General features: G+C 64.5%; 12 protein-coding genes. 10 read left to right on the top strand and 2 right to left on the bottom strand.

The window, feature by feature from the left end; translation table 11 throughout:
* Window positions 1-27: 27 nt before the first annotated feature.
* The 10 genes from B2J89_RS15975 to B2J89_RS15930 all read left to right on the top strand — a co-directional run bounded on the left by B2J89_RS15975 (window position 28) and on the right by B2J89_RS15930 (window position 9,746).
* Complete coding sequence (locus B2J89_RS15975; protein WP_169170039.1) at window positions 28-1,161, top strand: ABC transporter substrate-binding protein; 1,134 nt, start codon at window positions 28-30, stop codon at window positions 1,159-1,161.
* Between the two features lie 66 nt (window positions 1,162-1,227).
* Complete coding sequence (locus tag B2J89_RS15970; protein ID WP_169170038.1) at window positions 1,228-2,121, top strand: branched-chain amino acid ABC transporter permease; 894 nt, start codon at window positions 1,228-1,230, stop codon at window positions 2,119-2,121.
* On the top strand, window positions 2,114-3,001 hold the full coding sequence (locus B2J89_RS15965; RefSeq protein WP_169170037.1) for a branched-chain amino acid ABC transporter permease: 888 nt from the start codon (window positions 2,114-2,116) through the stop codon (window positions 2,999-3,001). The genes B2J89_RS15970 and B2J89_RS15965 overlap by 8 nt, the downstream gene beginning before the upstream one ends.
* Window positions 2,998-3,783: an ABC transporter ATP-binding protein gene (locus B2J89_RS15960; RefSeq protein ID WP_169170036.1), complete on the top strand. Its 786-nt coding sequence runs from the start codon at window positions 2,998-3,000 to the stop codon at window positions 3,781-3,783. Before B2J89_RS15965 ends, B2J89_RS15960 begins: the two co-directional genes overlap by 4 nt.
* 2 nt (window positions 3,784-3,785) lie before the next feature.
* Window positions 3,786-4,505, top strand: a complete 720-nt coding sequence (locus B2J89_RS15955; protein ID WP_169170035.1) for an ABC transporter ATP-binding protein — start codon at window positions 3,786-3,788, stop codon at window positions 4,503-4,505.
* A gap of 120 nt (window positions 4,506-4,625) precedes the next feature.
* A complete protein-coding gene (locus B2J89_RS15950; protein WP_169170034.1) occupies window positions 4,626-5,744 on the top strand; it encodes an ABC transporter substrate-binding protein in 1,119 nt (372 codons plus the stop codon).
* Window positions 5,745-6,296: 552 nt separating this feature from the next.
* A complete protein-coding gene (locus tag B2J89_RS15945) occupies window positions 6,297-6,656 on the top strand; it encodes a hypothetical protein (RefSeq protein WP_169170033.1) in 360 nt (119 codons plus the stop codon).
* Between the two features lie 548 nt (window positions 6,657-7,204).
* Complete coding sequence (locus B2J89_RS15940) at window positions 7,205-8,260, top strand: nucleoid-associated protein (protein WP_169170032.1); 1,056 nt, start codon at window positions 7,205-7,207, stop codon at window positions 8,258-8,260.
* On the top strand, window positions 8,257-9,240 hold the full coding sequence (locus B2J89_RS15935; RefSeq protein WP_169170031.1) for a hypothetical protein: 984 nt from the start codon (window positions 8,257-8,259) through the stop codon (window positions 9,238-9,240). The genes B2J89_RS15940 and B2J89_RS15935 overlap by 4 nt, the downstream gene beginning before the upstream one ends.
* A 2-nt stretch (window positions 9,241-9,242) precedes the next feature.
* On the top strand, window positions 9,243-9,746 hold the full coding sequence (locus B2J89_RS15930) for an SLATT domain-containing protein (protein ID WP_169170030.1): 504 nt from the start codon (window positions 9,243-9,245) through the stop codon (window positions 9,744-9,746).
* A gap of 352 nt (window positions 9,747-10,098) precedes the next feature.
* On the opposite strand, the gene dapA is transcribed toward B2J89_RS15930, so the two are convergent.
* Together dapA and B2J89_RS15920 are read right to left on the bottom strand one after the other, a co-directional pair.
* Window positions 10,099-11,013, bottom strand: coding sequence for a 4-hydroxy-tetrahydrodipicolinate synthase (dapA, locus tag B2J89_RS15925; RefSeq protein ID WP_169170029.1), 915 nt, complete (start codon window positions 11,011-11,013; stop codon window positions 10,099-10,101).
* An 88-nt stretch (window positions 11,014-11,101) separates the two neighbouring features.
* A partial coding sequence (locus B2J89_RS15920; RefSeq protein WP_169170028.1) for an indolepyruvate ferredoxin oxidoreductase family protein occupies window positions 11,102-14,398 on the bottom strand: 3,297 nt, incomplete at its 5' end.

Raw genomic sequence — 14,398 nt, 5'->3', positions numbered from 1 at the left:
CTACCCGTCACCAACCAGGAGTGCATCATGAGCTTTCGTAAGGTCCCCGGTTTTTCCCCCCTTCGCGCCACCGCTGCTGCGTGCCTGCTGACGCTGGCAACCGCCTTGCCGGCCCTCGCGCAGGACGCCATCAACATCGGCGCCGTGCTGTCCCTCACCGGCGCCAATGCGACGGTGGGCGAAGACGTGCGCCGCGGCGTGATGCTGGGCGTCGAGCATGTCAATGCGAAGGGCGGCGTGCTGGGCAAGAAGATCAACGTCATCGTTGAAGACTCCGGCGGCAACCCCACCACGGCGCTGAACGCCGGGCGCAAGCTGGCCACCGTCGACAAGGTGCCTGTGGTGATGGGCGAGTACTCGTCCGGCATCACGCTGCCGCTGGCGCAGTACCTGGTCAAGGAAGGCGTCACCCACCTGAACATCTCCAGCAGCAGCACCAAGATCCGCCAGCTCGGCGCCACGTCGTTCAGCCTGGTGGGCCTGGAGAACTTCAGCAACCGCTTCGCCGCGCAGGACACCTACGACATGGGCTACCGCCGCGTGGCCATGGTGGCGCCCAACAATGCCTACGGCCAGGGCGTGCTCGAAGGCTACAAGGCCGAGTTTGAAAAGCTCGGCGGCAAGGTCGTGACCGAGGTGCTCTACACCGCCGGCCAGTCCACCTACCGGCGCGAGCTGCAGCAGATGTCGCGCAGCAACCCCGATGCCTATGTCTACACCGCGTACGGCCAGGAGTCGGCCGTGCTCAACCGCGAGGCCGAGGAACTGGGCCTGCGCAAGACGCCCTGGTACGCCATCCTGATGAGCATGAGCCTGTCGGACACGCCGCCCGCCATCGCCAACGGCCAGCTCGGCATGGAACTCGGCTCGGTGCAAGGCCCGGCCGGCAAGGCGTACTCCGACGCGTTCGCCGCCAAGTACAAGGAAGGCTTCAAGACCTCGTACACCGGCTACGGCTACGACGCCGTGCTGCTGACCGCCGCCGCGATCGAAAAGGCCAAGGCGACCACGGCGCCCGCCATCCAGGCAGCGCTCAAGGACATCGGCACGGCCGGCTACCCGGGCGTGACAGGGCTCATCCGCTTTGACGAAGACCGCCAGCGCGTGGACCCACCGTACGACAAGCTGAAGTTTGCCGACGGCAAGCTCGCCCCCCGCTGAACGTGAAAGAACCCCGCGCACCGGCCGCTGGCGGCCGGCGCGCGGACTAGCCCCGAGACCCCCGAGATGCTTCAATTCCTGGTTGACACCGTGCTGCGCGCCTCCGACCTGGCGCTGATTGCGCTGGGCCTGAGCATGCTGTACGGCCTGGTGAAATTCCCCAACGTCGCCCATGTGCAGTACGCCATGTTCGGCGCCTATGCCACCTATGCGCTGCACAGTTCAGGCGTTCCGCTCGTAGCCGCACTGCTGATCGCCAGCGTGCTGACCGGGCTGCTGACGCTGGTGCTGCATGTGCTGGTGTTCCGCCGCCTGCTGCGCGGTGGGCCGGCCATTGCCATGATCGGCTCGCTGGCCATCGCCATGCTGGTGATCGCCGGCATGCAGGGGCTGGCCGGCTCATTTCCGCGCATGTTCAACCTGCCCCGCGTGGAGCCGCTGGTGCTGGGCGGGGCGCGCATCGCCCACACGCAGCTGTACATGATTGGCACCACGGCCGTGCTGCTGGCGCTGTTCGTGCTGCTGCTGTTCTACACCCGGCTGGGCCGCGCCATGCGGGCGCTGGCCAGCAACGGCATGCTGGCCAATGCCTCGGGGCTCAACGCCGAGCACATCACCTACTTTGTGAGCTTCAGCGCCGGCGCCATTGCCGGGCTGGGCGGCAGCATGCTGGCGCTGTCCACCGGCGCGCACATCAACCTGGGCAACGACCTGCTTCTGCCGGTGTTCGCTGCAGCCATCCTGGGCGGCCTGGGCAACCCGCTCGGCGCCGTGGTCGGCGCGCTGCTGATTGCCATCACGGAGACCGCGGTGACCAACATCAACTTCGGCATGTTCTTCGGGCGCGAGCTGGTGTTCATGCCCGTGGCCTACATCAGCGCCGCCTCGTTCCTGATCCTGCTGCTGGCATTGCTGTTCAAGCCTTACGGGCTGTTCGACCGGGAGGTCCGCCGTGTTTGATTTCGCCATCTCTTCGCTGACCATCGCCGGCATCTACGCGCTGATGGCCCTTGGCCTGAACCTGCAGGCGGGCTATGCCGGGCTGCTGAACTTCGGCCACATCGCCTTTGCCGGCCTGGGCGCCTACGCGGCAGGCATCGGCTTCGGCCTGGGCTGGTCGCCCCTGGCCAGCCTGGGTCTGGGTGTGGGCCTGGCCATGACGCTGGGCTGGTTCATGGCCGGCCTGGGCCGCAAGCTGGCCTCCGACTACTGGGGCATCGCCACGCTGGCGATTGCCGAGATCCTGCGCACCATCGCCACCAACGAGGGCTGGCTCACCGGTGGCGCCAACGGCATCAGCGCCATCCCGGCGCTGTTCGATGGCGTGCCGCGGCCCTGGAACGGCGTGGCCTTCCTGGCGCTGGTGCTGGCCATCGTCGCCGCCGGCGCCCTGCTCTGCACCCGCCTTGGCAATGGCCGCTTCGGCCGCGCCCTGCGGCTGATGCGCGAAGAGCCCCAGCTGGCCACCTGCATGGGCTACGACCTGCGCTCGCTCAAGACGCGCGCCATCATGAGCGGCGCCGCCGTGACGGCGCTGGGCGGCTTTCTCTACGCCCACTACATGAGCTTTGCAGGGCCGGACTACATGCTCGCCTCCGAGACCTTTCTGCTGTGGACCATGCTCATGATCGGCGGCCTGGGCAGCACCCTGGGCGTGCTGGTGGGGGTGGTGATGGTGCAGGCGGCCCATGTGCTGGTGCCCTTCGCCAAGGACTGGATGGGTTTTGACTCCGACGTTGCCGGCGCGCTGCGCCTGGGCCTGATCGGCGCCATCCTGCTGCTGTGCCTGCTGTGGCGCAGCGAGGGCCTGTTCCCTGAAAAGTTGCGGAGGATTCCATGAACGCTGCCCTGCTCCAGGTCGACAACGTCGCCAAGTCTTTTGGCGGCAACCATGTGCTGCAAGACCTGAACCTGTCGGTGGCACCCGGCGAGATCGTGGGCCTGCTGGGCCCCAACGGCTCGGGCAAGAGCACCCTGCTCAACCTCATCACCGGTTTTGCTGCGGCCGACCGCGGCCAGATCCAGCTCGAGGGCCGCCGCATCGAGCAGCTGCCCGCGCACCGCATCGTGGCGGCCGGCATTGGCCGCACCTTCCAGCTACCGTCGATGCCCAAGAAGATGTCGGTGATGGAAGTGGCCATGGCCGCCGCCACCGAACGCCACGGCGTGTGGGACACGCTGCTGGGCCTGAGCGCCGCCCGGCGCGTGGAGCAGTCCGCCCATGCCAAGGCCACGGCCCTGCTGGAGCAGCTGCTGCTGACCCATGTGCGCGACCTGCCGGCCTCGGCCCTCTCGGGCGGGCAGAAGAAGCTGCTGGGCATCGTCTGCGCGCTGATGGGCGACCCGCGCCTGCTGATCCTCGACGAGCCCACGGCCGGCGTGCACCCCAACCTGCGCCGCGACATCGTCAAGGCGCTGCAAAAGCTCAACGCCCAGGGCATGACGCTGGTGATCGTGGAGCACGACATGCATTTCATCCGCGAGGTGTGCACGCGCTGCATCGTGCTCGACCGCGGGCGCATCGTGGCCAGCTGCCGCCCCGACGAGCTGGCGTCCAACGAACATGTGGTGCAGGCCTACCTGGGCCGCGCCGACAAAGAACCCTGCGCGGAGGCTGCTTAAAGATGATCAAGATCGACAACATCATCGCGGGCTACACCGCCGAAGTGGACATCCTAAAAGGCATCTCGCTGCAGGTGGCGCGCTCAGAAATCGTCACCCTGCTCGGCCCCAACGGCTGCGGCAAATCGACGCTGCTCAAGGCGATTGCCGGCGTGCTGCTGCCGCGCAGCGGCAGCGTGGTGCTGGGCGGGCAGGACCGCACGCGCATGCCCGTGCACCGCAAGATCCGCCACTGCAGCCTGGGCTTCGTGCCGCAGACCGAGAACATCTTCAGCAACCTCACGGTGCGCGAGAACATGCAGGTCGGCGGCCACTACCTGGCCAAGGCCGATTGCGAACGCCGCATGGAACAGCTGTGCGAGCTGTACCCCGTGCTGCGCCGCAAATTCACCGCAGCGGCGTCGTCACTGTCCGGCGGCGAGCGCCAGATCTTGGCGCTGGCCCGCGCGCTCATGCCCAGCCCGCAGCTGCTGCTGCTCGACGAGCCCTCGGCCGGCCTGTCGCCCAAGGTGCTGCAAGAGGTGTTCGACGCCATCGTCGAGGTGCGCGCCAAGGAGAAGGTCACCATCCTCATGGTCGAGCAAAACGCCATGGAGGCCATGCGCATGTCCGACCGGGCCTACATCCTCTCGATGGGCACGGTGGCGCTCACGGGCCACACGCACGAGCTCATGCACGACCCCCAGGTGCGCGACCTGTACCTGGGCGGCAGGGCCGCCTGAGCGACCCACCCGCCCATCGCCCTGCCCCCAACGCCCCGCGCCATCACCGCACCCCACGATGGCCCGGGGCGTTTCTGTTTCGTTTGCCTTGATCCCAACCCACCCACCGGAGTAAGCGCCATGCCCCAGCCACGCCCCCTTGTCCGCCGCCTTGTTCTCTGCGCCAGCGCCCTCGCCGCGCTCGGCCTGCTGACCGCGCCGGCCCACGCCCAGGTCAAGTTCGGCGCTGTGCTCTCGCTCACCGGCGCCAGCGCCAGCGTGGGCGAAGACCAGCGGCGCGGCATGCTGATCGCCATCGATGACATCAACGCCAGCGGCGGCGTGCTGGGCCAGCCCGTGCAACTGATCATTGAAGACACCGGCGGCCGCGCCGTCAGCGCGCTCGAAGCCGCCAAGAAGCTGGTCAACGTCGACAAGGTCGCCGCCGTGTTTGGCGAATACTCATCGAGCCTGACCATCCCCGTGGGGCAATACGTCGTCAAGCAAGGCCTGCCCTTCATCAACCACGGCAGCTCCAGCCCGGCCGTGCGCAGCATTGGCGACGGCGGCTTCAGCGTGATCGGGCTCGACACCGCATCGGCCCAATTCGCCGCCAAGGACCTGTGGGACCAGGGCGCGCGCAAGGTCGCGTTCATCGCACCCAACAACGCCTACGGCCAGGGCATTGCGCCAGAGTTTCAGAAGAATTTTGAAGCGCTGGGCGGCCAGGTGGTATCGCTGGTGTTGTACACCGCCGGCCAATCCACCTACCGGCGCGAGTTGCAGCAAATGGAGCGCGCCCAGCCCGACGCCTACGTCTACAGCGCCTACGGCCAAGAGGCCGCCGTCATCAACCGCGAATCGTTTGATTTGGGCCTGAACAAGCCCAAGCCCTGGTACGCCATCTATCACACCATGTGCACCACTGACAGCGCACCCGCCCATGTGGAAGGCCAGCGCGGCATGGACGTAAACGCCGTCGGCCCGCAAGGCAAGGGCTTCAAGGCCGCGTATGAAACCCGCTACGGCCACGGCTTCAAATCGTCGTACACCGGTTACGCCTACGACGGCGTGCGCATGGTGGCCGCTGCCGTCCAGCGGGCCGGCAACACGCAGCCCGATGCCATGAAACAGGCGCTGCGTGCGGTGGGGCAGAACTACGAGGGTGCGACGGGAGCCATTCAGTTTGCCGCCGATGGCCAACGTGGGGTGCAGCCGTATATGAAGACGAAATACAGCGGGAAGATTGTGCCGCGCTGACCGCAGTTTTTAGATCAAAACAGGCTCTAGCGCTTTATGCATAAGCGTTATAAGCTACCCTTTTGATAGCAGACAGTCCAGGGCGACCAGGCGACGCCCTGGCGCGGCCCCCGCCAGTGAGCCCTGCCCCAGCCGCGCCCGGCCGAACGCCGTTACATTCGCACACCAGAGGGACCCCGCAGAGGGACCCAAGGGAGGCTGCGCAGAATGTCGATCGATTTAAGCGAAAAGAAGAAGCGCTCACTGGCAACGCTGTACCGCGCAATGCCTACGGCGGAACTGGCACGGCGTGTGGCCGACGGCGGGCTGGCCGCCCCTGCGCAAGAGGCGGCGCAGGCCGAGCTACCGTCGGCTGGAGCCCGCAGACCCCGCGGCCGAAACGACGCCAGCAGCGGCGCGGACTGCACCCCTTGAAGATCCGTTCGCCAGGGCACAAGGGCCAGGCCGCAACAGCCGCCAGAACCCGCCAGTCCACTAACGCCGCACGATGCCAGCGGACGCCAGCAAGTCTGGTCCAAGGCCGCGCTGATCACCCTTGGCACCCTCCTCGGGTTGCTGTTTCTCCCCTTCCACCTGTGGCTGCTGGTGGCCTTGATGGCCCTGAGCTGGGTGGTAGCCGTTCTGGGCAAGACCTTTCCCCGGGCCGGCATGGTGCTGGGCACCGTGCTCGCCGTTGCACCCTTCGCACTGGGCGGCTGGGCCTGGAGGCAGGGCGCGCTGACCATGCAGGGCGTCGACTTAAAGCCCCTGGGCGCGCTGGTGACGTGGGTTGCGCTGATCTTCGTGTCGCTGCTGCTGTGGACACTCGCGGGCTCTCTGCTCTTTGGTTCGCGGCACCGGGGGAGCTGGAGAAGCCTAGAACGCGAACTTGACCAGATGCGGGAGGAGCAAATCGAGAACCTCAGGCGGTAGTGGTAGGGACTCATGACAAACCGCAGAGCCACACTCTTGGCTCCGCCCGGCAGCGCGCGCTTGAAGATGTCAGCTTTGCAGCGCGGTTGTAGCCGTTCGATGTTGATGGGCGAACTCGCGGTAGGCACAAGCCGACCTTCGAATCGATGGAATGGCGCCCCATGGACGTCAGCAGTGCGAGCGACAGTGGACGACGGAGTCCGTTGCTCTGCACGGCCCCCTCCAACGGCAAGTCTGCCGCCGTTGGGCGGCTCAATTCGACTCAGTACGGCGGGTGGGCTGGACAAATGGAGCACCTGGAAGCGGTGGGTTATCGAAAGCCGCAGTTAGGAATTTGGCCTGTCGAGTGAGAGCCACTGGCGGCGATGACCCGGATGACTGGCTTTCGTAGATTCATAGACGACGGGACTGGGCAGCATGGTTAAGAGCGAACAAAGTGCGACATGTCTTGGGTCTAAAGTAACATATACATACAAATTGACTGCAACAAGACTTAAAATAACTGTATGAATGTACAGTTACGATAAAGTGCGAGGAGGAAGCACCCAATGATTGACCTCACCTTTCTGTCAATCGAACGCATCATCGTTCACCACATTCCACCGCGGGCCGACGATAAGACGTTTGTGGCGCCAACTTGCGCGACCAATCTCGTGAACCTCGCCAAGCCGGGCCTAGATATGTTCGCAAAACGAATCAGCCAGGCGCTCGGGCATCACTCTCATGGCATTCAAGCTCAATTCCATAACACCGGAGCGCAGAGCTTTTTCGCCAACTCAGTGGATCTCATGGAAGGGGACAATGCCCAATTCATCGCAAGTTCAACCCTTGTGGCGCACGATCTGACGAGAGCTCAACAATCCAAGAATCTGTCTGCGAGCAAGCTGATTGTTATTTCGGGGCACACCTCTAAAAGTCAGTTGCCATTCTCTGCAGTCGTAAAATCGGAATTGCAGGATGGGTTGACCGAAACTTCAAGCAAGGGAAAAACAATCGTCGACTACTTGACCGATATCTTTTTTGCGGAGAGCCAAAAACTCTACAAAATCGGATTCGTTCAGAAGACGAGCAAACTTGGCACCAAGACGGCGCCGGAACATTTCGCGGTTCACCTGTTCGATCACCTGATGACGGGGACGGAAACGCGAAGTGCTGCGTTCTACTTTCACTCAGAATTTCTTGGCGCCGACGTTGCAGCATCGGATCGTCATCGAACGAGAGAATTTTTCGATAAAACCAACGAATTTTTGCAGTCCCAACCTATCCTGACTTCGACCAAAATTGCCCTGGGTGAAGCATTGCGTGCTGAACTGCGAAGTAATAAGCAGACTATCAGCGTAAAGGGATTCTCCGACGACCATTTGGAGCCCGCGATGCAAAGTAAGTACATTGCGTTTATGGCGAAAGCTAACATCAGCACACACGCCATCACCAAAGATACTGAATACATCAAGTCGAGGCTGAAGCGTCGGCAGAAAATCGTTTTCACTAGCGGAGTCATGATCAGTACTCCCGCCGACAAAATCTCCCTTGTCTCGATCGAGGCGCCAACTGATGGCTCGACCATCGTGAAGATCAGCGGAACAGTAGAGAGTCAAGAGTGAAGATCTCACGCGACCAATTTCTTATAGAGATGCGTCAGCACGCACCTCTACTTGAGCTATGGGCGCGTGAATCCGTGACATTGATTTCTGAAATGGTTAGGGCTGAAATCGGACAGGAGCGCTTCGAGGGTTTTTTTAAAATTGATCCAAGGTACCGGCTGAAAACTGAAGAGTCCGCCCTGAAGAAATTTGATCGTTGGGATTCAATGGGTTCGGCAAAGGAATTGCATGATCTCGTGGCGGCTCGATTTGTCGTTCTTCTCCGCACTGATCTGCAGATTATAGAAAATGTCATCAAGGGATTTTCCGGATGGAGTACTGCCAGTGTTCGGCACTTCGAGGATGATGTTGAAGATGATCCCGAGGTCTTTGACTACCAGTCGATTCATCTACTAATTAAAGGAAGCCGCGGCACCACCATTGGTGGGCTTCTTCTTACCGACGACGTGACGTGCGAAATCCAAGTTCGCACGATGATGCAGCACGCTTATGCTGAGCTGTGTCACGACAAGATTTACAAGAATTTTGGCTCAATCCCGCCGAGCGCAAAACGTCTGGTAGCTAGGTCGATGGCTCTGATGGAAACGACGGATTCGATATTTTGCGAGACGGCGGAGCAGTTAGAGGAGGTTGCTGCAGACCGAAATAGATGGCTGGAATACCTTGCTGGCGTGTATGGCCTCGCCATACAGCGAAGTTCCTTCTCGGGCGATCTCGTGTGTCCGATTATTTTCGATAGATTCCAGCACCTTTTAGAAAACGTGATGCTCAGCGACGTCGGGGCGGTGGTGGATGCGCCCGTCGTTCGGTCGCGAATGATGGATCGGCTTGGTGATAAGTTGTTCAGTAGCGCGGGCTGTGTCCTCACATATTGGCTCGTCGAAAATCACTTCAACGAGACGAAGCGCTCGTGGCCTGATGAATCTCTTTTACCCGGACTGCAGCTCGTATGTGCGGATCTCGGCATTTCATATAAATAACCATGGCAATCCCTGAATCCACACGGTACACCCCCCCCACGAACGAAGCGGAGCTTGTGCTCGCCTGGTTGCGACGCGCGCGCGAATCGCAGTTTTCCCACTATGGCGCTGCCAATCGCTTGGGGAGCTATGGGCGAGTCTTCGGCGTTCCGGTCATAGTCATCACCGCGATCGTTGGCGCTTCGGCGTTCGCATCGATCATCTCTCAGACGGTTCCCCTTTACGCCAAGCTGATAGTGGGGCTGTGCAGCCTGTCCGCGACGGTACTTTCGAGCCTCCATACCTTCTTCAAGTTTTCGGAGCGGTCAGAGAAGCACCGGATCTGTGGTGCCAAGTTCGGTGCGATTCGACGCGAACTGGAAGTGCTTCATGTCCAGGGCCAGTTCAAATCCACGGAGTTGACTGCGGTTCGCGCCAAGCTCGACAAGCTGGCGGCGGAGGCGCCTGACGTTGACGCAGCTGTTTTCTCGCGCGAGAAGGCGAAGCAGGGCGACGAACTTCCCTAATAGGCGGTTCAAAAGTCTGTACTTACCTATGCTGATTGCGCATTTCAATGGCCAGTGCGTGCAGGGGCTGGCCGTGGCCGAAAAGAAGCAGTCGCACGAGCGGTATCGTTGAACGACCGGTGACGCCGTCTCTGCCGTTCAAAGCGGTGGGAGCGAGTGGCTTAGATCAGCCTTAATGAGTCTTTCCATGGCATGGGCCTCACGTTATCTTCTCGCCCCATCCGTACGGCAACCTGTTGCGCTGACGTCAAGTCGATCTGCACACAAAAAACTCGTCAGCGCCCATCAGGCAAGGGCGACAAGCTATTTAATTGATAGCTTTTACGGTGCCACATCATACGCACCGGGCGCTTCAGCTCCAAAGGGCCAACGCCTCCCTCACACCCTTCTCCGTCCCCTCCCCCACCCCACACAACGGCAGCCGCAGCGTCGCCTCGCACTGCCCCTGCAACGCGGCCGCCAGCTTGGCCGGCCCCGGGCTGCTCTCGGCGAACAGGGCGCGGGTGAGTGGCAGCAGCTTCACAAAGCGTTCGCGCGCCACCAGCCACTGCCCCGCTTCCATTTCGCGGCACACGGCAGCCACTTCGGCAGGGACGATGTTGGCCACCACCGAGATCACGCCGTGGCCGCCCAGGGCCAGGTACGGCAGCGTGGTGAAGTCGTCGCCGCTGTAGCGCATGAAATCTTGCGGCACGGCTTCCAGCACGGCAGCGGCGCGGGCCATGTCGCCGGTGGCGTCTTTCAGGCCGGCAATGTGGGGGTGCTGTGCCAGCGTAACCACGGTGTCCACCGCCATATCGACCATGGTGCGGCCGGGCACGTTGTAGAGCACCAGGGGCAGCGCGGTGGCGTCCGCCTGGGCCGTGAAGTGCGCCACCATGCCGCGCTGCGTGGGCTTGTTGTAGTACGGCACGACGCTGAGCAGCGAGTGCGCGCCGGCCTGGGCGGCAAAGCGGGCCAGGCTGACGGCTTCGCCTGTGGAGTTGGCGCCGACGCCGGCCATGATGTGGATGCGGCCTGCGGCGTATTCCACCGCCGTGGCGATCAGGTCGTGGTGTTCGTGGTGCGACAGCGTGGACGACTCGCCCGTAGTGCCGGCAATCACCAGGCCCACCGTGCCCTGGGCAATGTGCCAGTCCACCATGCGGCGCAGCGCGGGTTTGTCGATGCTCTGGTTGGCATTGAACGGCGTGAGCAGGGCCACCAGGCTGCCGCGGGGCAAGGCGGCGCAGGCGTTGGGGGATGCGGCGGGGCTGGGAGTAGACATGGGTCGGGTCTGAAAGGCTGGAATTAAAAGGAACGCCGCCCCCGCGCGCCCCGCGCACGCGAGGGCGGTTCACGCAGGGGCTGGCTGCTTACGCGTCGACCGCCACGCGCTGGGCGGCCGGTGCCTGCAGTTGCTGCTGCAGGCGCTCGACGTTCTTCTCGTAGGCGCGCAGATTGGCTTCCTTGACCGGGCCAAAGCCGCGCACCTGCATGGGCGCGGCGGCCAGCGCCAGCGCCGCGTCGCGCTGGTCGGCGCGCAGCTGCGCCACCAGGTCGCGCATCTGCTGTTCGTAGCAGGCGACCAGCGCGCGCTCGGCCTTGCGCTCTTCGCTGTAGCCGAACACGTCCAGCGCAGTGCCGCGCAAGAACTTCAGGCGCGCGAGCAGGCCAAAGCCGGTCATCATCCAGGCGCCCCATTCGCTCTTGGCCGGGCGACCCGTGCGCTGGTCAATGCGGCTGAGCACGGGCGGTGCCAGGTGAAAGGTCAGCTTGGACGGGTCTTCGAACTGCGCGGCCAACTGCTCGCGGAACTCGGGCGCGGCGTGCAGGCGGGCCACTTCGTACTCGTCCTTGTAGGCCATGACTTTGTAGAACGACTGGGCCACGGCCTTGGCGATCTCGTCCTGGCCGGGCCACAGGCGCGCTTCGGCGGCGCGCACTTCGTCCACCAGCGCGCGGTAGCGGGTGGCATAGGCGCTGTTCTGATAGGCCTCCAGCAGGCTGCTGCGGCGCGCGACCAGCGTGTCGAGCGATTGCTCGGCCAGCGGCTGGGGCGCTGCGCCCAGGCCGGCGTGCTGCAGCACGGCCTGCGGGTCGACCGCGTGGCGGCGGCCCCAGCGGAAGGCGGCCAGGTTCATCGGCACGGCGGCGCCGTTGAGCTCGATCGCCCGCTCGATGGCCTGCGCACTCACCGGGACCAGGCCGCGCTGGTAGGCCGCGCCCAGCATGAAAAGGTTGGTGGCAATGGCGTCGCCGCACAACGCCAGCGCCAGGCGGCCGGCGTCGATTACTTCCACCTGCTCCCTGCCCACGGCGCGCACCACGGCCTGCTCCAGCGGGTTGGTGGGGAACTGCAGGTCAGGGTTCTGCACGAACGCGCCGGGCATGACTTCCTGGCTGTTGAGCAACACCCGCGTGGCGCCCTTGCGCGCCATGGTGAGCGTGTTGCCCGATGCGGCCACGACCAGGTCGCAGCCCATGATGGCATCGGCCCCGCCCGGCGCCACGCGCACGGCGGCAATGGCGGCGGTGTCGATGCCAAAGCGCAGATGCGTCCACACCGAGCCGCCCTTTTGCGCCAGGCCCGCCATGTCGAGCACGCCCGAGCCCTTGCCTTCCAGGTGCGCGGCCATGCCCAGCAGCGCGCCGATGGTGACCACGCCCGTGCCGCCCACGCCGGTGATGACCATGCTGTAGACGCCATGGCGCAGGTCGGGCAGCGTGGGTTCGGGCAGTGCAGGCTCGGCGCCCTGCCCGCCTTTGCTGCCGACGCCCTTGCGCAGCTTGGCGCCGTTCACGGTGACAAAGCTTGGGCAAAAGCCCTTGAGGCACGAAAAATCCTTGTTGCAGGCCGACTGGTCAATGGCGCGCTTGCGGCCCAGGTCGGTCTCCAGCGGCACCACGGCCACGCAGTTGGACTGCACGCCGCAGTCGCCGCAGCCCTCGCACACGGCGGGGTTGATGACGACGCGCTTGTCTGGATCGGGGAAAGTGCCGCGCTTGCGGCGGCGGCGCTTTTCTGCGGCGCAGGTCTGGTCGTACACCAGCACCGTGGTGCCCTCCAGCTCGCGCAGCAGGCGCTGCACGGCGTCGAGCTCGTCGCGGTGGTGCACGGTGACGCCGGGTGCCCAGCCGGTCACGCCGTCGTACTTGCCGGGCTCGTCGGTCACCACGGCAATGCGCGCCACCCCTTCGGCATGCACCTGCTGGGTGATGCGCACCGGGTCTAGCGGGCCGTCGTGGCACTGGCCGCCGGTCATGGCCACCGCGTCGTTGTAGAGCAGCTTGAACGTGATGTTGGTCTTGGCCGCCACCGCCGCGCGGATGGCGAGCAGGCCCGAGTGGAAGTAGGTGCCGTCGCCCATGTTCTGGAACATGTGGGAGCGCTTGGAAAACGGCGCCTCGCCCACCCAGGCCATGCCCTCGGCGCCCATCTGGGTGTAGCCCAGGGTGTCGCGGCCCATGGTCTGCGCCATCCACGAGCAGCCGATACCGGCATAGGCGCGGCTGCCGTCGGGAATGCGTGTGGACGTGCTGTGCGGGCAGCCGGCGCAAAAATAGAAGCTGCGCGCCATCACATCCACCGCGCCGAGCACGGGCTTGCGCCGGGCCAGGGCGTGCACGGTGTCCAGCAGCGCCGGCTCCACGGCCGCCAGCCGGTGGCCGACGACCTGGGCGATCTGCGCCGCGTCCAGCGCCATCTCGACGCGGAACAGCTTGGCGCCCTGCTCGTCCTTCTTGCCGATGACGCGCGGCGCATCGGCCGCGCCGTACAGGATTTCCTTGAGCTGCGCTTCCAGCAGCGCACGCTTTTCTTCGATGACGATGACCAGGTCCAGCCCGCGCGCAAACTCGCCAATGCCCTGCGGCTCCAGCGGCCACACCATGCCCACCTTGTAGACCACCAGGCCCAGTTGCTGCGCGCGCGCCTCGTCGATACCCAGGTCGGCCAGCGCCTGGCGCAGGTCGAGCCAGCTCTTGCCCGAGGTGACGATGCCGATCCGCGCGCCCTCGCGCTGGCCAAAGGCCACGCGGTCGATGCCGTTGGCGCGCCCAAAGGCCCGCGCCGCATCGAGCTTGTGGTTGACCAGGCGGAATTCTTGCGCGTGCGGCGTGTCGGGCAGGCGGATGTTGAGGCCGTCGGGCGGCAGGCCGTCCGACTCGGGCAGCGCGATGGCCAGCCCTGCATCGTCAATTTCCACCGAGCCCGAGGCGTCGGCCGTGTCCTTGATGCACTTCATGCCCACCCAGGCCCCGCTGTAGCGCGACAGCGCCCAGCCCAGCAGGCCGTATTCGACCAGCTCGGACACACCGGCCGGCGACAGCACCGGCATCTGCGCGTCGACCAGGGCGAACTCGCTTTGGTGGCAGGTGGTGGACGATTCGCAGGTGTGGTCGTCGCCCATCAGCACCAGCACGCCGCCGTGCTGGGAGCTGCCGGCCAGGTTGCCGTGACGGAAGGCGTCGCCGCTGCGGTCCACGCCCGGGCCCTTGCCGTACCAGATCGAGAACACGCCGTCGAAGCGGCCATCGCCACCGATCTCGGCCATCTGCGTGCCCCAGACGGCCGTGGCGGCCAGGTCTTCGTTCACGCCGGGCACGAACACCACGTCGTGCGCGTCGAGGTGCTTGCGCGCCTTGGCCAGCTGGTCGTCGTAGGTGCCCAG

The sequence above is a fragment of the Acidovorax sp. SRB_24 genome, assembly GCF_012931925.1.
Note: the sequence above shows the minus strand (reverse complement) of the source record. Positions and strands in the feature narration are given on the sequence as shown.